Below are 18364 nucleotides of genomic sequence, written 5' to 3' on the forward strand. Positions count from 1 at the left end.
TCGGCGTTGAACGTTGAGCGTTGTTCCCTTTCACACGCACGCACACACACATTTTCACCCGACTCATCCCGACCATGCGCATCCTCACCGGCATCCAGCCCTCCGGGCAGCTTCACATCGGCAACTACTTCGGCGCCATCAAGCCCGCCGTTGAGCTCCAGGCACGCGGCGACTGCACGTATTTCATCGCCAACTACCACTCCATGACCTCGCTCACCGACGCCGAAGCGCGCCGCGGCAACACCCTTGACGTCGCCCTCGACTGGATCGCCTGCGGCCTCGACCCGGTAAAGAGCACATTTTTCCGCCAGAGCGACGTGCCCGAAGTCTGCGAACTCATGTGGATCATCGGCACCCACACCCCCGTCGGCCTCCTCGAACGCGCCCACAGCTACAAGGACAAACTCGCCAAAGGCATCGCCCCCAACTTTGGCCTCTTCGCCTACCCCGTGCTCATGGCCGCCGACATCCTGCTCTACGACACCAACATTGTCCCCGTTGGCCGCGACCAGAAGCAGCACGTCGAAATGACGCGCGACATCGCCATCAAGTTCAACCACACCTACGGCGACACGTTTGTTGTACCCGAACCTGAGATACGCGACGAGACCGCCATCGTGCCCGGACTCGACGGCCAGAAAATGAGCAAAAGCTACGGCAACACGCTCCCCATCTTTGGCGCGGAAAAAGAGACGCGGAAAAAGATCATGAGCATCGTCATGGACAGCCGCACCCCCGCCGAACCCAAGCCCGACGCCGACCAAAACATCGCCATCCAACTCCTCAAACTCGTTGCCCCCGCCGCCATCGCCGCCGACACCGAGCAACGCCTGCGCGCCGGCGGCCTCGGTTACGGCGACCTGAAAAAAACGCTCTTCGAACACTACTGGACGCACTTCGCCGCCTACCGCGAACGCCGCGCCGAACTCGCCGCCAACCTCGACCACGTCGAGGCGCTCCTGCGTAGCGGAGCCGACCGTGCCCGCGAGACCGCGTCCAAGGTTCTAACCCGCGCCCGTCAAGCCTGCGGGCTGGCGTAAAATGGAGGGCGGGTCTCCTGACCCGCCGACGAGGCTCGCGTCAGCGAGCCTCGCCCATCCGGAAAGGCGCGGCTGCGCCGCGTCTGGCGGGTCAGGAGACCCGCCCTCCGTATTCCAACACCCGCCGCCACAGACCATCCTCGCCCGGCAAGCCGTGGTCGCGGAGACCAGCGGCGATTTGCTCCACGGAAGGCTCCACCACCGCATGCTTTGAGTCGGCGGGCCAGTCGGGACGGACCTTGCGCACCAGCGCCCAGCAGGCCCAGGCGCGCCAGCGGCGCTGCTCCTTGCGCGGCTCGTTCATGCGATCGGCGTAATGTTGAAAATGCACGCGCGGATTGCCGATAAAAACCTCCGCTGGCGTATGCGTGACCAGCCACGCCATCGCCGCGTAAGGCAGAGGCCAGGCGTGCAGCACGGGCGCATCCGCCGCGAGTTCGGCGCCAAACGCACGGTCGAGACACAACACCGCGCGCGCCGCCAGCCCGCGCTGCCAGAGCGTATGCGCATAGGTCAGCGCCGTGAGGTAAAACCCGCCGTCTCGCATGGGACCGTGGGCGTTCATCGCACGCCAGTCCATGCCGGGACGCGGCGCGGGAAGATAAGGGCAGGACGGCATCACAACCATTTTCATTGAATACCCATTCCAATATCCATGCCAGCACCCCGGCAACTACACCGGTTCGAAGTAGTCGAGATCCTTGCCATGCGTTTCCTCCAGTCCGGAGAGTGCCCAAAGTGCGATGACGAGGCACACGACGCCGACGATGATCGCTCCTGTCATCAGGCCGAACTGTTGCTGGCACAACCGGAACGCCAGCGTGATCGGCACCACCGCCCCGCGCACGAAATTGGGCACCGTCGTCGCCACCGTTGCCCGCAGATTGGTGCCAAACTGCTCCGCGCCGATCGTCACGAAGACCGCCCAGTAACCGATGCCCGTGCCGAGGAAAAAGATGATCGTGTAAAACCACCGCGCCTCCAACCCGCGCGAGCAAAAATAGGCCGTCACGCCCGCCACCGTGAGCAGGATGAACCCCAGCACCACACGCTTGCGCGACCCCAGCCACTGCGTGAGCAACCCGCTCGCCAGATCGCCCACCGTCAGCCCGAGGTAGAGGATCGACACCGCCACCGTCGCGCGCACCTCGCCGCGAATCCCCAGCGCCGCCGCAAACTCCGGGGAAAACGTCACCAGCACCCCCACCACAAACCAGCTCGGCAGCCCGATTAGGATGCACCGCGCGTATTTGCCGAACCGCGACCAACTCGTGAACAACGAAAAAAACTGACCACGCGCCACACCCTTCGCATGCTTCTTCATCTGGTTGAACATGCCCGATTCCGCCACGCTCACGCGCAACGCCAGAAGGCACAAACCCAGTCCCCCGCCCACAAAATAGGACACCCTCCAGTCCACCATCTCGGCCACCACGCCACCCACCACCGCCCCCATCACCCCCACCGTTGCCACCAACGCGGTGCCGTAGGCGCGACGCTCCTTGGAAAGCACCTCCGAAACCAGCGTGATGCTCCCGCCCAATTCGCCCGCCAGACCAAACCCCGCGATGAACCGCCACACCGCATACGCCTCGACCGAGGCCACGAAGCCGTTGGCGATGTTGGCGATCGAGTAGAGCAGGATGGAACTGAAGAGCACCGTGACGCGCCCCACGCGGTCGCCTAGGATGCCAAACGCGATGCCGCCGAGCAGCATGCCGATCATCTGCAAATTGAGCAGCCAGATGCCGTGGTGCACCAGTTCGTCGCCCGCGAAACCCATGCTCTTGAGACTCGGCACGCGCACGATGCTGAAGAGCGTGAGGTCATAAATATCCACGAAGTAACCGAGCGCCCCCACGACGACCGCCGGATGCAACACCTCGCGCCAGGCTGGGACGCGCGCGGGCGGCAACGGGGCTGGCTGGACGGGATTGGCGGACGAAGCTGGGGCGGGGCTGGCAGGAGATTCCGAGGAACCGTGTGGCAACGACATGGGAGTGTGGGTGTGTGGGTGTGAAAAAAAAGGCCGGCGTAGTTTTCGGCAAACTACGCCGGCCTTTTCTTGCGAATCAAGCCTCCCGAATTCCCTGCGCGGAGTTACCGTCTGCGACGAATCCAGACGAGGGTCAGCACCGCACCTCCTGTAGCCATTTGCTACTTGGTAGGGAGGCCTTTGTGCCCTCTGCCGAGGGCAGCCCTTCGGGCCATCGCCTCCGGCGATGCCATCTCCGCGCTGCTGCGCTCCGTCCGAGGCCGTATCCATTTAGCGGAGAGGAGAAGTGGGGGGGGGGCAACTCTGGCGCGTCAGCGCCTGGGACCGCCGGCATCTTGCCGGCAGACGACGCGCAGCGTCGTTGGGTCGGCATCAAAAGTGGCGTGGGCGGGACGCCCGCGCCACTTTGCCATCAGCACGATGCCGGCAGGATGCCGGCGCTCCCAGCGCGCTACCGCGCCAAATCCAACCTTTTCCGCCTGTCCCCCACCCCCCCGCCCGCCTTGAGGCTTGCGTCGGGCGGACCGCGCAGATTTTGCTTTTCCCCTTCCGCATTACACGACCGCCGTCATGAAAACGACCACCACGTCCTCTTCTCCCGCCAAGTCCCAACCTCCGTTTGCCCAACCCGGCAAGGAGCGCGTCATGAACGGTGCCGATGTCGTCGTCGAAGCCCTGGCGCACGAAGGCGTCGAGGTCATCTTTGCCTATCCCGGCGGAGCGTCGCAGGAGTTGCACCAAGCCTTTGCCCGGTCCGACAAAGTCCGCGTCATCCTCCCCCGCCACGAACAAGGCGGCTCCTTCGCCGCCGAAGGCTACGCCCGCGCCAGCGGCAAAGTCGGCGTGTGCATGGCCACCAGCGGCCCCGGCGCCACCAACCTCGTGTCCGCCATCGCCGACGCGTTCATGGACTCCACCCCGCTCATCGCCATCACGGGACAGGTTTTCTCGAAATTCATCGGCAAAAGCGCGTTTCAGGAGACCGACTTCTTCGGCATGACGCTCCCCATCGTGAAGCACTCCTACCTCGTGCTCAACGCGCACGACCTGCCCCGTGTATTCAAAGAAGCATTTCACCTCGCGCGCACCGGCCGCCCCGGTCCCGTCGTCATCGACATCCCCAAGGACGTGCAGCAAGCCAAGCTCACCCCCGTCTTCCCCGAAACAGTGGAGTTTGCCAACCCCACCCTCAACGCGCTCCCGCACGCCACCGACGAAGAACTCAACGAAGTGCTCGACCTCATCGCCAAGGCCGAACGCCCCGTCATCTACGCCGGCGGCGGCGTCATCTCCGCCGAGGCGCATGGCGACCTGAAAAAATTCGCCGAACTCACCCACATTCCCGTCGCCACCACGCTCATGGGCGTAGGCGCCTTCCCCGAGACCCACCCCCTCTCCATGCAGTGGTTCGGCATGCACGGCAGCGCCTACGGCAACTGGGCCGTTGACCAGGCCGACCTCGTGCTGTGCCTGGGCGCGCGTTTCGACGACCGCATCACTGGCGACACCAGCAAATTCGCCTCCCACGCGCGCATCGTCCACATCGACATCGACCCCTCCGAGCACAACAAAAACAAACGCGTCCACCACCCCATCGTCAGCGACCTCAAGCACGCGCTCAGCCGCCTCAACGAACTCGCCGCCGGAGCGGGAGGCGCCAAGTTCACCGCGCCCGACACCAAATCGTGGCACACCCAGATCAACGCCTGGAAACGCGACTACCCCTTCGCCTACGACGAAAGCCGCCACATCATCCCGCAGGAAGCCGTCGAAACGCTCTACCAACTCACCCAAGGCGACGCCATCATCGTCACCGGCGTCGGCCAGCACCAGATGTGGGCCGCGCAATTTTACCGCTTCAACGAGCCCCGCCGCTACATCAGCTCCCTCGGCCTCGGCGCCATGGGCTACGGTTACCCGGCGGCGCTCGGCGCCAAAATCGCCCGCCCCGACAAGCAAGTCATCGACATCGACGGCGACGGCTCCTTCCTGATGAACATCCAGGAACTCGCCACCGCCGCCGTGGAAAAGATCGCCGCCAAGGTCATGATCCTGAACAACCAGCACCTCGGCATGGTCGTGCAATGGGAAGACCGCTTTTACGGTAGTGTCCGAGGCAATACCATCCTCGGCCACCACGACAACATCGGCGGCCCCGACAACCCCGGCGGCCTGTATCCGGATTTTGTGAAAATCGCCGAAGGCTTCGGCGTCAAAGGCCGTCGCGTCATCAAGAAAGAGGAACTGCGCGAAGCCATCCAGGAAATGCTCGCCCACGACGGCCCGTACCTGCTCGACGTCGTCGTTCCCTACACCGAACACGTCCTCCCCATGATCCCCGCCGGCCGCACGGTGAAGGACATGATCCTGAAGTGAACCACAAAGACACAAAGGAACAAAGACCGGGTGCAATTTAAACGGCGACTATTCAAACCCAAGGCAGACAAACCGTAACCGCGAATGATCGCGAATGAACGCGAATAGAATCCATGTTTTCTCTGCCTTCATTAGCGACCATTCGCGTTCATTCGCGGTTCCGGTTTGGAAATAATGCCTCTGTACCTCGGTGCCTCGGTGGGTAATTCAGGGAAAAAAACACACACATTAACGCTAAGATAAAACTCATGAACCTGATCGAAGACCTCCAATGGCGCGGCCTGCTGGCCGACTGCACCGACCTCGACGCGCTCGCCAAGCGCCTCAACGAAGGACCGGTGACGCTGTACATCGGCTTCGACCCCACGGGCGACTCGCTCCACGTCGGCCACCTCATGGGCCAGCTCACCCTGCGCCGCTTCCAACTCGCCGGCCACCGCGTCCTCCCCCTCGCCGGCGGCGCCACCGGCATGATCGGCGACCCCTCCGGCAAATCCGCCGAACGCAACCTCCTCACACCCGAACAACTCGCGCACAACGTCGCCCGCATCAAACAACAGCTCTCGCGCCTGCTCGACTTTGATCCCGCCCACACGCCCAACCCCGCCCGCCTCGTGGACAATGCCGACTGGACACGCGGTATCAGCTTTTTGGATTTCCTGCGCGACGTCGGAAAACATTTTTCGCTCAACGTCATGCTCGCCAAAGACTCCGTCCGCTCGCGCATGGAAGGCGACACCGGCATCAGCTACACCGAATTCAGCTACCAACTCCTCCAAGCCCACGACTTCTACATCCTGCGCCGCGACCACGGCTGCGAACTCCAGATCGGCGGCTCCGACCAGTGGGGCAACATCACCGCCGGCGTCGATTTTATCCGCCGCAAACTCGGCGTCCCCGCCTACGGCTGGACCTTCCCCCTCATCACCAAGGCCGACGGCAGCAAATTCGGCAAAACCGAAGGCGGCGCCGTCTGGCTCGATCCGGAGAAAACGAGCCCCTACAAATTCTACCAGTTCTTCGTGAACACCGAGGATGCCAAGGTCTGCGAATACCTTAGAAAATTCACCTTCCTTGGCCGCCCCGAGATCGAAGAACTGGAGGCAAAGCACGCCGCCAATCCCGGCGCGCGCGAGGCGCACCGCGCCCTTGCCCGCGAAATCACGCGCACCGTGCACGGCCAGGCCGCGCTCGACGCCGCGCTCAAGGCCAGCGACATCCTTTTCGGCGCCGAGATCGGCGACACCACCGAGTCAACCTTCCGCGACGTCGTCGGCGAAGTGCCGACCAAGCCCCTCGAACGTATCCGCCTTGAAACTACTCCCGACGCCGGAGTTGCCGGCGCACCGCTCACCGAACTGCTCGTTCACGCCGGCCTCGCCCCGTCCAAGGGCCAGGCGCGCAAGGACATTGAGGGCGGCGGCGTTTACCTGAACAACGTGCGCGTCGGCGAATCGGCCCGCATGGTGACGCCCGCCGACCTGCTCTTCGGCAAGTATCTCCTCCTGCGCAAAGGCAAACGCACCTACGCCGTGCTGGATGTAACGTGAGCAACAAAAGGGGGGGCTACTTAACGGTAGGGAGGCCTCTCCGAGGCCTCCGAAACCACGCTCCAACCACCTATGAATTTCGCCTCCTCACACCACGCACGGCGGAGGCCTCGGAGAGGCCTCCCTACCAGGTAGGAAATATCCTTTCGCAGAACACCACCCATCAAACCATCGCGCCATGAGCACTCAAACACCCGCCGCCACCACCGCCGCCGCCCTTTCCGCAAAAATCCCGCTTCGCAGTTCCATCAGCACCGAAGGCCGGCGCATGGCCGGAGCCCGCGCCCTCTGGCGTGCCAACGGCATGAAGGACGCCCAATTCGGCCAGCCCCTCATCGCCATCGTCAACTCCTTCACCCAATTCGTGCCCGGCCACACCCACCTCCACGGAATCGGGCAGGCCGTGAAACGCGAAATCGAGGCGCAAGGCTGTTTCGCCGCCGAGTTCAACACCATCGCCATTGATGACGGCATCGCGATGGGCCACGACGGCATGCTCTACTCGCTCCCCTCGCGCGACCTCATCGCCGACAGCGTCGAATACATGGTCAACGCCCACAAGGCCGACGCCATGATCTGCATCTCCAACTGCGACAAAATCACCCCCGGCATGTTGATGGCCGCCATGCGCCTCAACATCCCCGCCGTCTTCGTCTCCGGCGGCCCCATGGAAGCCGGCCTGGCCCCCGACGGACGCGGCCTCGACCTCATCCACGCGATGGTCAAGGCCGCCGACGCCTCCGTGTCCGACGCCGACCTGCTCACCGTCGAGCAAAACGCCTGTCCCACCTGCGGCTCCTGCTCGGGCATGTTCACGGCCAACTCCATGAACTGCCTCAACGAGGCCATTGGCCTGGCGCTCCCCGGCAACGGCACCATTGTCGCAACCCACAAAAACCGCACCCGCCTCTTCCAGGACGCCGCCCGCCTCATCGTCGAAAACGCCCGCCGCCACTACCGCGACGGCGACACCACCGTGCTCCCCCGCTCCATCGCCACCCGCCCCGCGTTCCTCAACGCCATGGCGCTCGACATCGCGATGGGCGGCTCCACCAACACCATCCTCCACCTCCTTGCCATCGCCTCCGAGGCCGGCGTGGACTTCACGATGGCCGACATTGACGCCCTCTCCCGTCGCGTCCCCTGCCTGTGCAAAGTCGCCCCCAACTCCGACAAATACTTCATGCAGGACGTCAACCGTGCCGGCGGCATCCTCGGCATCCTCGGCGAACTCGCCAAAGCCGATCTCGTTGACACCTCCCTGCCACGCGTGGACAGCCTGACGCTTGGCGCTGCCATTCAAAAATACAGTATCCAAAAAAATCTCCGCGCCTCCGCGTCTCCGCGTGAGGAAAACGCCGCTGCAACACAAGACGAGGCGCACCGCATTTTCAGCAGCGCCCCCGGCAACCGCTTCAACCTCACCCTCGGCTCGCAGGACGCCGCCTACGCCACGCTCGACACCGACCGCGCCGCCGGTTGCATCCGCGACATCGCCCACGCCTACTCCAAGGATGGCGGCCTTGCCGTCCTCAAGGGCAACATCGCCCAAAAAGGTTGCGTCGTGAAAACCGCCGGCGTTGACGCCAGCATCCACAAGTTCACCGGCCCGGCCAAAGTCTTCCACTCCCAGGACGCCGCCGTGCAAAGCATCCTCCTCGACCAAGTGAAGGCGGGCGACGTCGTTGTCATCACCTACGAAGGCCCCAAGGGCGGCCCCGGAATGCAGGAAATGTTGTATCCCACCAGTTACATCAAATCCAAGCACCTCGGCAAAGCCTGCGCCCTCATCACCGACGGACGCTTTTCCGGCGGCACCTCCGGCCTCTCCATCGGACACATCTCTCCCGAAGCCGCCTCCGGCGGCGACATCGCCCTCGTCCGCGACGGCGACATCATAGAGATAGACATCCCCGCCCGCGCGATCAACGTCCGCCTCACCGCCGCCGAACTCGACGCCCGCCGCGACGCCGAGAAAGCCAAGGGCAAACTCGCCTACAAGCCCATCCGCGACCGCATCGTCCCCAAATCCCTCCGAGCCTACGCCAGCATGGTCGCCAGCGCCGACCTGGGCGGCGTGCGGGTGCTGGAATAAAAGTGGCGCGGGCGTCCCGCCCGCATACAGCCTGTTCCGCGCAAATTTTTGTTTGCATCCCATAAAGATGACTTGTCACCCGACGGTCATAATCCAGTTTCATGCGCAATTAAGCAAACCACCCGCTTCACCTCCCAGCGCACGCGATCCCTCAAAATTCCTCCACTCAGCATCGCCGCGAAACCGCGTCCTCAGTGTCAGCCTGCACATACCCAAGCACCCGCCTCCAGCACGTCATCCTCGGGACGTGACAGGGCGAAGCTCGCACAAATCTCAATTCATATTTCGTCCTCCCCCCCCCCTCCCCCCTCCTCAACCATCCAAAGGCGAGCGCACCCCCGCCGTCAGGCGGGACGGCAGAACCGTCATTCGATCCTTGTCCCCCTTTCCCGAGTAAACCTTGATCTGCCCCCGTTCCAAATCCAGATGATGGACCCTCAACCGCAATAATTCCATCAACCGCAACCCGCTCCCGTAAGCCAGCTCCGCCATCAACCTCGGCGTCCCCTCCGGAACCTCTAAAAATTGCACAGAAGGTAACGAAGAAAACCAATTGAGATGAAATGTTTGTTCTCAACAACCCATTGAAAATAAATAAACTAAAACACATTATGCTCCCTGCCTTTATCTTTGTTTTCTTGGTTACCTTCTGTGCAAAAATGAATTTTTAGGGCCTCCTAAAACCTTGATTGATGCCACGCATACAAAAGTTTGCCTTTGTTTGCACCACCGCAAAAAGCCAATAATTGCCTGTCGCATCTTCGATTTGGTTATTTCGTCCCAATCCGATGAAGTCAGACAATCATTCCATTGCGGAAAAGAAATTGCCATCTGTTCATTATCCCATTTGCCTGCCATCAATCCAGTGCAGCTTTTTCGGATCACATATCAATCCAGAAATACAGCACTCAGACAAAATGAGAGCGTCCCATGAACAACTTAAGCGATTTTAAACCCACTTCCGACACCTCCTCCACTCCTGCACTCAGTGCAGGATAATAACACTGTTCGGTAAGAGGGGGGGGGGGGAGGCGATATATTAAAAACTAAAACCGTCAGCCTGAAAAAACTGAGAGGCACCGCAAAAAACCGTCAGCCTGAAAAAGAAGCAAATCGGCAAGCGAAAGTCGCTGGTAATAAGAAAAGAAAAACAAACCACCGAACAAGACGCCAGAGCCAATGCGATTGTTGCTACGCAGGTATTCGTAAAGCATTTTTGATTTTCGTTACTCGCCATCTCGCATGGCTCATCTCGGACGTTCGGTAAGAGGGGGGGGGGGGGAGGCGATATATTAAAAACTAAAACCGTCAGCCTGAAAAAACTGAGAGGCACCGCAAAAAACCGTCAGCCTGAAAAAGAAGCAAATCGGCAAGCGAAAGTCGCTGGTAATAAGAAAAGAAAAACAAACCACCGAACAAGACGCCAGAGCCAATGCGATTGTTGCTACGCAGGTATTCGTAAAGCATTTTTGATTTTCGTTACTCGCCATCTCGCATGGCTCATCTCGGACGTTCGGTAAGAGGGGGGGGGGGAGGCGATATATTAAAAACTAAAACCGTCAGCCTGAAAAAACTGAGAGGCACCGCAAAAAACCGTCAGCCTGAAAAAGAAGCAAATCGGCAAGCGAAAGTCGCTGGTAATAAGAAAAGAAAAACAAACCACCGAACAAGACGCCAGAGCCAATGCGATTGTTGCTACGCAGGTATTCGTAAAGCATTTTTGATTTTCGTTACTCGCCATCTCGCATGGCTCATCTCGGACGTTCGGCAAAGCTGAGAGGCACGGAAAAGAAGATCAGGTGGCGGAGTTGTAGTATATTATTATCCCTCCCCCCCCCGTCAGCCTGAAAAAGAAAAGAAGACAAACTGCCGAACAAGGCGCTGGAGCCAACGTGGCTGGCGCCACGTTGTTCGTGATATTTTTGAGAAAGCGATTCCCCTTTTTTGTTTGCAGCCACGCGGCTCATCTTTGACGTTAGGCAATAACATGGATGCCAATCACTACAAATCCAAAGATAGCTTTTCGAAAACCTGTTTGGTTTTTGGAATATCCCTTGCTGTTGGCTATCTCCTGTTCCGTATCGTAGCCATATATATTCCGAGCATAAGGGAAGAATGGAATGTCGGTGCCGCAATTATTGGTTTGATTTGTGCGGGAACCCTGTTCGGAGGGATCTTCTCGTTCATATACAACAGAGAAAGGGAGGGATCTAGAAATATTGCATCACCTATTTTTCTAGGTTTCATAGCGCCTTGGGTGTTCCGTGTTCCATCTGCAATATGGGAATTTTTGCGAGGTGGAGGAATATAAAATTCAAGAAAAGAAGAACGGAGCCTAACAAGGCGATGCAGCCAATGCGATTGTTCCTACGCAAGTATTCGCAAAGGTTCTTTGATTTTCGTTATTCGCCATCTCGCATGGCTGATCTCTAACGTTCGGTAAGAGGGGGGGGGGGGAGGCGATATATTAAAAACTAAAACCGTCAGCCTGAAAAAGAAGCAAATCGGCAAGCGAAAGTCGCTGGTAATAAGAAAAGAAAAACAAACCACCGAACAAGACGCCAGAGCCAATGCGATTGTTGCTACGCAGGTATTCGTAAAGCATTTTTGATTTTCGTTACTCGCCATCTCGCATGGCTCATCTCGGACGTTCGGCAGAAACAAACATGGGAACAGCATCGAATACTGAGTTGGTTTTTCAAGCACTAGCGGAGTGCCTCCGCTGGCTTGTATTCGATATTGCCTCTTGGGCCATCGCATGGCTTCTGATTACAACTCCGTTCGCTTGGTTGCTTTCCCGATTCATGAAAACCGGTATGGGACCTACCGGCCTTACGATTTGGATTATTCTCTCCACGGTCCTTATTGGTGCTATTTGTGGAGGTCTTCACTTATTTTTGGCTTTCGGCGAGGCATTTTCTAGCGCCGTCGATAATGATAGACTGAAGGCCTTTTTTGCTCTCACGTTGGTTTTCCCGCTGGTGATGGCTTGGCTTGCATTCAGAAAGAAAAAGAATGAAAAAGAAGGAGAAGCCTAACAAGGCGATGCAGCCAATTCCGGTAGCTGTCACGCCACGTGCTTTTGCACGTGTCGCGCCATCCATCTTCATGGCTGATCTTTAACGTTGGGCAAGCCGATACATGAAAGCGCGAATCGAGGCCTTTAAACACGCTTTCCACGGAGCGCGCACACTCATCGCGACACAACCACACGCTAGGTTCCACGTGGTCGCCACCGTCGTCACAGTTTCCCTTGGGTTCCTCTATCACATCACGAGTCTTGAGTGGGCACTCATTGTGTTCTCTATTTCCATCATCTGGCTTTCTGAAGCGATGAATACCGCACTCGAGTTTCTAGCAGATGAAGTAAGCCTTGAGTGGCGCGAGCGAATCAAGCACGCGAAGGACATCGCTGCATTTTCAGTTCTCGCTGCCGCTATCGGAGCGGCGACGATTGGAATCCTGATTTTCGCACCTTATGTTTTTGGACGCTCATGACCAAACCGCCCAATCAGGTGCCAATATAGGTAATGGCCTATCTTTAACGTTAGGCAAAAATATGAAAACGATATTCTTGATATTGCTGGCAATCTCATTAACCGGATGTGTCACTTCGACAAAATTTCGGCAATCCTCCGAAACAGAATTTAATTTTACTCGTTCCAAAACAGGGATTATTATTGCACCCTGCTTTGCGAAGGTAGGACGATTGAGTGTTAATTATCGCTTTGAATTGGACGGCGTGAAAGAAAAATACATCAAAGGAGAGTTTAGAGTATATGAAAAATTTAACGATGTTCCAGAAGAGAGTAATGTGAGTTCTCAGATTAAAGAGATTAACTTGGATAGGGAAAAACGAACTTTCACTATTGTTCGAAAATATGACGATGATATTGGTCCAAACGGAACATATTCATATAAAGAACGGAGCCTGACAAGGCGCTAGAGCCAATGAGATCGAAGTTACGCAAGTATTCGCAAAGAATTTTTAGTGTTTGTGGGTCACAGACTCGCATGGCTCATCTTCGACGTTCGGCAGAGAAAATACAATGAGGCTCCGGGTAATCACTTTCGCGCTGGTGGCCGGGTCACTTGTTCACCTCCACTTAAGGAGCCGCGTTCTCGACGAGTCGCTGGAAATCAGCCGCACGGAAGTGTCTCAGTCGCTCGTGACGATAGACAGGAGTTTCAAGGTTGGCTGGGGTCCTCACGGCTTCCGTTTGTGGTTCTGGTTTGATAGCCAGCCCATCGACGAGATGTTCCGCGACCTCACCTCCCCCCGTGGGCCAGATTGGGACATCGACTGGAAGAGCGAGCCTTACGTAGAAGGAAGTTCATGGGGATGGCTGATCGCTAGCCGTTGGAACCGCCTCGGTTTCTGGTGGGAGCGGCAGCACTACGAATGGGAGAGTGGGCACCGCCGCCGCCTATTATTGATAGCTGCTCCCTTCTGGTTTGCTGGTATACTCTTGATAAGTGGAATTACAGCTTATGAATTAGCGAAAAGAAAACTAAGTCTAACAAAGCGATGGAGCCAACTCCGGTAGCTGTCACGGCCTGTGCTGTCGCACAGCCCGCGCCATCTACCTCCGTGGCTGACCTTCGACGTTAGGTAAAAAAATGTTCTATAAACTGTTAGTAATAATGATGGTCATGTTGACTGGTAGTTGTGCGCGGCAAGAAGAGATTCACAGTATTGATGGGGTATTTAAATCAATTCGGCCCGTTGCAGATAATCGTAACCCTTCGGTTTATCTTGAGGTTAACTTCCGCTCCGAAGGTAGTGCTGCGATTTATCTCGTTGATTCTACAGGAAGCCAATTGAAAGATGATTCTACGCATAATTATCGAATTGAAGGAAGAAATATTGTTTTTTATCTTAAAAATAATCAGGATGGAGTTTTATATGATCCGCCAGAAATACAAATTATAGATCATGACACGTTAAAAGCAAATTGGGCTGGCAAGGTCATTTTAAAAAGAAGGAATGAAGACTGAGCCTAACAAGGCGCTAGAGCCAATTCCAGTAGCTGTCACGCATCCTGCTTGCGCAGGCTGCGCGCCATCTACTTCCATGGCTCATCTTTAACGTTCGGTAAGAGGGGGGGGGAGGCGATATATTAAAAACTAAAACCGTCAGCCTGAAAAAACTGAGAGGCACCGCAAAAAACCGTCAGCCTGAAAAAGAAGCAAATCGGCAAGCGAAAGTCGCTGGTAATAAGAAAAGAAAAACAAACCACCGAACAAGACGCCAGAGCCAATGCGATTGTTGCTACGCAGGTATTTGTAAAGCATTTTTGGTTTTCGTTACTCGCCATCTCGCATGGCTCATCTCGGACGTTAGGCAAAAAACATGAAAAAGAAAATTCTTACAGTAATTCTTTCGGTTCTCCTTATTTTGGTAAGTCTAGCGATCGGTCGTCTATGGGGGCACAGCGAAGCCAAAAAAGTATCGAAGATACATGATGCCATTTCTGAGGTCATTTCTGAAGATTTTAAGGAGGAATTCCAGAAACTTACTAAGGATGATTTTCGGATGCTGATGGAGCAAATGCGCGGTTTTAGTAAAAATGCGGTCACAGAGCTTTCCCTTAAAGGTTTATTTGAGACCATGACGATCATGAGAATTGAATCATTATTAAAAGAAAGAGGAGTGGAGGCAATTGAAGAATACGCCACAAACGCAAAGAAAAGGTTTTTATCCGGCTATCGTGATGGATCATCGAACTATGGAGATTGGAAGCCAGTAGCAGATTCCGTCGCTAAGAAGCTATCAGAAAATGAAAAGTGAGCCTAACAAGGCGCTAGAGCCAATGCGATTGTTGCTACGCAAGTAGTCGTAAAGGCTTTTGATTTTCGTCACTCGCCATCTCGCATGGCTCATCTCTAACGTTAGGCAAAATGAAGACAAGATACTGGATTCTAAAATTGTTAAAAGGCATGATCGCACTAGCTGTAGGCTGGCTCATATTCTATCTGGCAATCTCCCTTTTCCAGCTAAGCTTTACCCACGCCTTCCGTGTTGTGATCCGCTGTATTCGCGCGGCCACCCATTTCGCCACTGCGGCAAACATAGGATTTCTCATACTTTATCTTTTGTGCAGCGCCGATAGTCCAATCTGGCGGCGTCCATGTAATGTCATTTCTCCAGCCATAGCTGCACTTATTCTGGCAGTCGGCATCGTCACATATTGGAGTGAGCCCCTATTGTCATCCTTAGGAGTAGCTCTATTTATTTTAATTCCGGGATTATTTACCTTCCTTACAGCATCATTTTTCAATCGAAAACCAGAAAAGAAAGGAGCCTAACAAGGCGATGCAGCCAATTCCGGTAGCTGTCACGCCTCGTGCTTACGCACGAGCCGCGCCATCTACCTCCATGGCTGATCTTCGACGTTAGGCAAAAAGAACACTACAAAAGCAACATCAACAAAGGCGCACAAAATGAGCGAATGGTATGATTATTTCGAGGATTTTCCGGAAGAAAATCCGGCAAATTATGTCGGTGATCGCTTTGATCCACAAGGAGCACAGGCATTACGAGCACAGCAGGCAAGATTTGAAAAGGAGCAGGCGAAATTTGCAGATGAGCAAGCCAAGCTCAATGCGAAGATTGCGCGCATTATCAAAGAGCACGCGCATAGGGAGTGAATGAGTCTAATAAAGCGCAAACGAAAGCGAAGAGAGAAAAACCAGAAGAAAAAACCAAACCGGCCTAACAAGGCGCTGCAGCCAATTCCGGTAGTTGTCACGCATCCTGCTAACGCAGGCTGCGCGCCAACTACCTCCATGGCTGAGCTTTGACGTTCGGTAAGAGGGGGGGGGGGGAGGCGATATATTAAAAACTAAAACCGTCAGCCTGAAAAAGAAGCAAATCGGCAAGCGAAAGTCGCTGGTAATAAGAAAAGAAAAACAAACCACCGAACAAGACGCCAGAGCCAATGCGATTGTTGCTACGCAGGTATTCGTAAAGCATTTTTGATTTTCGTTACTCGCCATCTCGCATGGCTCATCTCGGACGTTCGGCAGAAGATATGCAAAACGCCCTCCGAACTATCATATTCATCGCCATTATATGGACGCTTTCGCTATATGCCGAGAACATCCTCACTCATGCCTATTATCGAGGTCTTACGCTGCCCCAAAGCGCCAGAGAAAAATTAACCGATCAAGAGATCGCAGAGGTCGCCGAACGAACGGAAGAAAGATTCACAAATTCGTGGGTTTCTTGGTTACCGCCCGCCCTGACGATTGCAGTCGCAGCGTATGCGTTGTGGAATGATCGGAAAACGAAACAAAAAAATAAGGAAGTCGCCTAGAGCGTGTAGTCACGAGATTGAAGCCCAGAGGATGGCACACCTGAATTGGACGGCAGCGAGGAAAGAGGAGGCTCGTTTTGCGTATCGGGTTGCGATGCCGCGCCATTGCTTGAGTCGTAGGAATGCATTTTCTACCAGATGCCTGATCCGATAAAGATAAGGGTCATATTCGCGTTGTTCTATGCGATTGGTCTTTGGAGGAATCTGCGGGCAGATGCCTGCGGCCTGCGCCATTTCGATGATGGCGTTGGTGTCATATCCCTTGTCGGCGATCAGATGGTCTGCGGCAATGCCTTCAATCAACCTGCCAGCCTGTGTGCAATCAGCCGTGGAACCCGCTGTAACAATGACTCGCACCGGCATACCATGCGCATCCACGGCCAAATGTAGTTTGGTGTTTCGCCCCCTTTTGTCAGACCGATCGCCTCGTTTCCACCTCTGGCTCCCGCTGCATGCGGATGGATTTTGACATGACTGGCATCAATCATCAGCCACTCAAAATCGGGCTCGTTCATCAGTTCCGACAACAGGCGCTCCCAATGCCCCTTGTCTCTCCAGCGACAAAAACGCCTGTGCGTGTTGCTCCACCCTCCGTAATCCTCTGGAAGATCCCTCCAAGGCGCACCAGTGCGTAAAATCCACAGAACCGCGTTGAGGAACTTGCGGTTGTCCTCCGCCACCCCTCCCCACGCTCCTTTCCTTCCAGGTAGCAGCGGCTCCAGAACGCTCCAAACTCGGTCCGAAATGTCGTGACGGTGTTGATCTTTCGCCATGCTGACATTCTCCATCACAAAAAAACTCAGTCAATCTTATCTCGTGACTACACTCCCTAACAAGGCGCTGGAGCCAATGCGATTGTTGCTACGCAGATTTTCGGAAAGTATTTTTGATTTTCGTTACTCGCCATCTCGCATGGCTCATCTCTAACGTTCGGTAAGAGGGGGGGGGGGGGGGGAGGCGATATATTAAAAACTAAAACCGTCAGCCTGAAAAAACTGAGAGGCACCGCAAAAAACCGTCAGCCTGAAAAAGAAGCAAATCGGCAAGCGAAAGTCGCTGGTAATAAGAAAAGAAAAACAAACCACCGAACAAGACGCCAGAGCCAATGCGATTGTTGCTACGCAGGTATTCGTAAAGCATTTTTGATTTTCGTTACTCGCCATCTCGCATGGCTCATCTCGGACGTTGGGCAAAGAAAATGACCATCACGACAAAACGCCGTTATCTCGCTGACTTCCGCGAAGCGTTGCAACGCGCACGAGCGCTTAGCGAATCGCTCGTGCAGCATGGGCGTTATGAAAAGGTCGCTGGAGTTACTACGATGATTCCTCCGACAGATCGAAGAGAGATCATCGCTTTCATCTTCCTTGAAGTGTCTGCGAAATTTGAGTCATTCGCCTACCTCGCATTTCAATATGATGTCTGCAGGTGGTATAAGATTACGACCACACGTAGCGAGTTCGTGGTCGGGAATGCCGATCGTGGCACGAAAGGAATTTTCGGCTGGGCTATCCCTGAGCGACTAGCGATTCGCGGAAAGAACCTGCTCACGAAAGAGTCTCTTTTCGGAGATCTGAGAAAGGCACTCGGAGATATCTTGTTTGAGACTTTGACCGTGGCTCACGAGCTTCGGAATCGTGTGGCGCATGATCCGGCGACGGCGTCGACTTCGATAAGCAAGCTTGCGGCTTCGCTTGGTGTTCCCAGCACAGAGATGAAGGGCTTAAGCGTAGGTCGACTCCTTCTTGAATATCCGAAGGGCTGTTCTCTTGCCGACAGTTATTTCCATATCCTTCTCGACGCTTACGAGGAGTTCGCAGCCGTTTATGAACTCTATTAAGAAAGAGCCCAACCAAGCGCCAGAGCCAATTACCTACGCTGTCACGGATCGTGCTGCGCACGCTCCGCGCCAGCATAGGTAATGGCTCATCTTGGACGTTGGGCACGAAAACCAAGGCAAACCGACTTCAAACCAAACTAGCCCGCTA

The 18364-nt window shown here is 55.8% G+C and carries 24 protein-coding genes; 15 read left to right on the forward strand and 9 right to left on the reverse strand.

What is annotated here, in order from left to right; genetic code table 11:
* Window positions 1-74 precede the first annotated feature (74 nt).
* Window positions 75-1040 (forward strand): tryptophan--tRNA ligase, encoded by a 966-nt coding sequence (gene trpS / locus OBACDRAFT_RS09665; RefSeq protein ID WP_043585162.1) that lies wholly within the window; start codon window positions 75-77, stop codon window positions 1038-1040.
* A 91-nt stretch (window positions 1041-1131) separates the two neighbouring features.
* Here the strand turns inward: trpS and OBACDRAFT_RS09670 are convergent, their stop codons facing one another.
* Complete coding sequence (locus OBACDRAFT_RS09670) at window positions 1132-1659, reverse strand: hypothetical protein (RefSeq protein ID WP_232766955.1); 528 nt, start codon at window positions 1657-1659, stop codon at window positions 1132-1134.
* A gap of 54 nt (window positions 1660-1713) precedes the next feature.
* Window positions 1714-3036 (reverse strand): MFS transporter, encoded by a 1323-nt coding sequence (locus OBACDRAFT_RS09675; protein ID WP_081721939.1) that lies wholly within the window; start codon window positions 3034-3036, stop codon window positions 1714-1716.
* Between the two features lie 570 nt (window positions 3037-3606).
* Here OBACDRAFT_RS09675 and ilvB point away from each other — a divergent pair.
* The 3 genes from ilvB to ilvD all read left to right on the forward strand — a co-directional run bounded on the left by ilvB (window position 3607) and on the right by ilvD (window position 9057).
* On the forward strand, window positions 3607-5412 hold the full coding sequence (ilvB, locus tag OBACDRAFT_RS09680; RefSeq protein WP_043585076.1) for a biosynthetic-type acetolactate synthase large subunit: 1806 nt from the start codon (window positions 3607-3609) through the stop codon (window positions 5410-5412).
* Window positions 5413-5660: 248 nt separating this feature from the next.
* Window positions 5661-6962, forward strand: coding sequence for a tyrosine--tRNA ligase (gene tyrS / locus OBACDRAFT_RS09685; RefSeq protein WP_043585078.1), 1302 nt, complete (start codon window positions 5661-5663; stop codon window positions 6960-6962).
* A 178-nt stretch (window positions 6963-7140) separates the two neighbouring features.
* Complete coding sequence (gene ilvD, locus OBACDRAFT_RS09690; protein WP_052361611.1) at window positions 7141-9057, forward strand: dihydroxy-acid dehydratase; 1917 nt, start codon at window positions 7141-7143, stop codon at window positions 9055-9057.
* Window positions 9058-9369: 312 nt separating this feature from the next.
* Here the strand turns inward: ilvD and OBACDRAFT_RS09695 are convergent, their stop codons facing one another.
* From OBACDRAFT_RS09695 to OBACDRAFT_RS28060, 3 genes are all read right to left on the reverse strand, one after another.
* Complete coding sequence (locus tag OBACDRAFT_RS09695) at window positions 9370-9549, reverse strand: tyrosine-type recombinase/integrase (protein WP_081721947.1); 180 nt, start codon at window positions 9547-9549, stop codon at window positions 9370-9372.
* Between the two features lie 563 nt (window positions 9550-10112).
* Window positions 10113-10271 (reverse strand): hypothetical protein, encoded by a 159-nt coding sequence (locus tag OBACDRAFT_RS28055; RefSeq protein ID WP_157836982.1) that lies wholly within the window; start codon window positions 10269-10271, stop codon window positions 10113-10115.
* Window positions 10272-10365: 94 nt separating this feature from the next.
* On the reverse strand, window positions 10366-10524 hold the full coding sequence (locus tag OBACDRAFT_RS28060) for a hypothetical protein (protein WP_157836982.1): 159 nt from the start codon (window positions 10522-10524) through the stop codon (window positions 10366-10368).
* 28 nt (window positions 10525-10552) lie between these two features.
* Here OBACDRAFT_RS28060 and OBACDRAFT_RS28065 point away from each other — a divergent pair, with 28 nt between their 5' ends.
* Both OBACDRAFT_RS28065 and OBACDRAFT_RS28070 read left to right on the forward strand, forming a co-directional pair.
* Window positions 10553-10834 carry a hypothetical protein gene (locus OBACDRAFT_RS28065; protein WP_157836983.1) on the forward strand — a complete coding sequence of 94 codons (282 nt, stop codon included), beginning with the start codon at window positions 10553-10555 and terminating at the stop codon, window positions 10832-10834.
* A 210-nt stretch (window positions 10835-11044) separates the two neighbouring features.
* A complete protein-coding gene (locus OBACDRAFT_RS28070; protein ID WP_157836984.1) occupies window positions 11045-11368 on the forward strand; it encodes a hypothetical protein in 324 nt (107 codons plus the stop codon).
* A gap of 156 nt (window positions 11369-11524) precedes the next feature.
* Here OBACDRAFT_RS28070 and OBACDRAFT_RS28075 read toward each other — a convergent pair whose 3' ends face one another.
* Entirely contained in the window at window positions 11525-11662 is a 138-nt protein-coding gene (locus OBACDRAFT_RS28075; protein WP_157836986.1) for a hypothetical protein, read from the reverse strand.
* A 28-nt stretch (window positions 11663-11690) separates the two neighbouring features.
* On the opposite strand from OBACDRAFT_RS28075, the gene OBACDRAFT_RS09700 reads away from it, so the two are divergent.
* The 7 genes from OBACDRAFT_RS09700 to OBACDRAFT_RS26415 all read left to right on the forward strand — a co-directional run bounded on the left by OBACDRAFT_RS09700 (window position 11691) and on the right by OBACDRAFT_RS26415 (window position 15708).
* Window positions 11691-12095 (forward strand): hypothetical protein, encoded by a 405-nt coding sequence (locus OBACDRAFT_RS09700; RefSeq protein ID WP_043585081.1) that lies wholly within the window; start codon window positions 11691-11693, stop codon window positions 12093-12095.
* A 103-nt stretch (window positions 12096-12198) separates the two neighbouring features.
* Entirely contained in the window at window positions 12199-12555 is a 357-nt protein-coding gene (locus OBACDRAFT_RS09705; RefSeq protein WP_043585083.1) for a diacylglycerol kinase family protein, read from the forward strand.
* Window positions 12536-13003, forward strand: coding sequence for a hypothetical protein (locus OBACDRAFT_RS28080; RefSeq protein WP_157836988.1), 468 nt, complete (start codon window positions 12536-12538; stop codon window positions 13001-13003). Before OBACDRAFT_RS09705 ends, OBACDRAFT_RS28080 begins: the two co-directional genes overlap by 20 nt.
* A gap of 674 nt (window positions 13004-13677) precedes the next feature.
* Window positions 13678-14055, forward strand: a complete 378-nt coding sequence (locus OBACDRAFT_RS28085) for a hypothetical protein (protein ID WP_157836990.1) — start codon at window positions 13678-13680, stop codon at window positions 14053-14055.
* A 355-nt stretch (window positions 14056-14410) separates the two neighbouring features.
* Window positions 14411-14848 (forward strand): hypothetical protein, encoded by a 438-nt coding sequence (locus tag OBACDRAFT_RS09715; protein ID WP_043585087.1) that lies wholly within the window; start codon window positions 14411-14413, stop codon window positions 14846-14848.
* A gap of 110 nt (window positions 14849-14958) precedes the next feature.
* On the forward strand, window positions 14959-15366 hold the full coding sequence (locus OBACDRAFT_RS28095; RefSeq protein WP_157836994.1) for a hypothetical protein: 408 nt from the start codon (window positions 14959-14961) through the stop codon (window positions 15364-15366).
* A gap of 135 nt (window positions 15367-15501) precedes the next feature.
* Complete coding sequence (locus OBACDRAFT_RS26415) at window positions 15502-15708, forward strand: hypothetical protein (protein ID WP_081721940.1); 207 nt, start codon at window positions 15502-15504, stop codon at window positions 15706-15708.
* 187 nt (window positions 15709-15895) lie between these two features.
* Here OBACDRAFT_RS26415 and OBACDRAFT_RS28100 read toward each other — a convergent pair whose 3' ends face one another.
* The gene (locus OBACDRAFT_RS28100; RefSeq protein ID WP_157836986.1) at window positions 15896-16033 is read right to left on the reverse strand and encodes a hypothetical protein; all 138 of its coding nucleotides are present in this window, start codon (window positions 16031-16033) and stop codon (window positions 15896-15898) included.
* A 28-nt stretch (window positions 16034-16061) separates the two neighbouring features.
* On the opposite strand from OBACDRAFT_RS28100, the gene OBACDRAFT_RS09720 reads away from it, so the two are divergent.
* Window positions 16062-16376, forward strand: a complete 315-nt coding sequence (locus OBACDRAFT_RS09720; protein ID WP_043585089.1) for a hypothetical protein — start codon at window positions 16062-16064, stop codon at window positions 16374-16376.
* A gap of 9 nt (window positions 16377-16385) precedes the next feature.
* Here OBACDRAFT_RS09720 and OBACDRAFT_RS26420 read toward each other — a convergent pair.
* Window positions 16386-17149 (reverse strand): IS5 family transposase gene (locus OBACDRAFT_RS26420; protein ID WP_088179262.1). Its coding sequence is split into 2 segments (ribosomal slippage): window positions 16386-16777 and window positions 16777-17149, totalling 765 coding nucleotides; the frame shifts between segments, so codons are not numbered across the junction.
* Window positions 17150-17357: 208 nt separating this feature from the next.
* Entirely contained in the window at window positions 17358-17516 is a 159-nt protein-coding gene (locus tag OBACDRAFT_RS28105) for a hypothetical protein (protein WP_157836982.1), read from the reverse strand.
* A 28-nt stretch (window positions 17517-17544) separates the two neighbouring features.
* On the opposite strand from OBACDRAFT_RS28105, the gene OBACDRAFT_RS09735 reads away from it, so the two are divergent.
* Window positions 17545-18216, forward strand: coding sequence for a hypothetical protein (locus OBACDRAFT_RS09735; RefSeq protein ID WP_043585091.1), 672 nt, complete (start codon window positions 17545-17547; stop codon window positions 18214-18216).
* The last annotated feature ends 148 nt before the right edge of the window (window positions 18217-18364 follow it).

Origin of the sequence: Geminisphaera colitermitum TAV2 (assembly GCF_000171235.2) — a bacterium.
In the GTDB taxonomy this organism is placed as follows: domain Bacteria; phylum Verrucomicrobiota; class Verrucomicrobiia; order Opitutales; family Opitutaceae; genus Geminisphaera; species Geminisphaera colitermitum.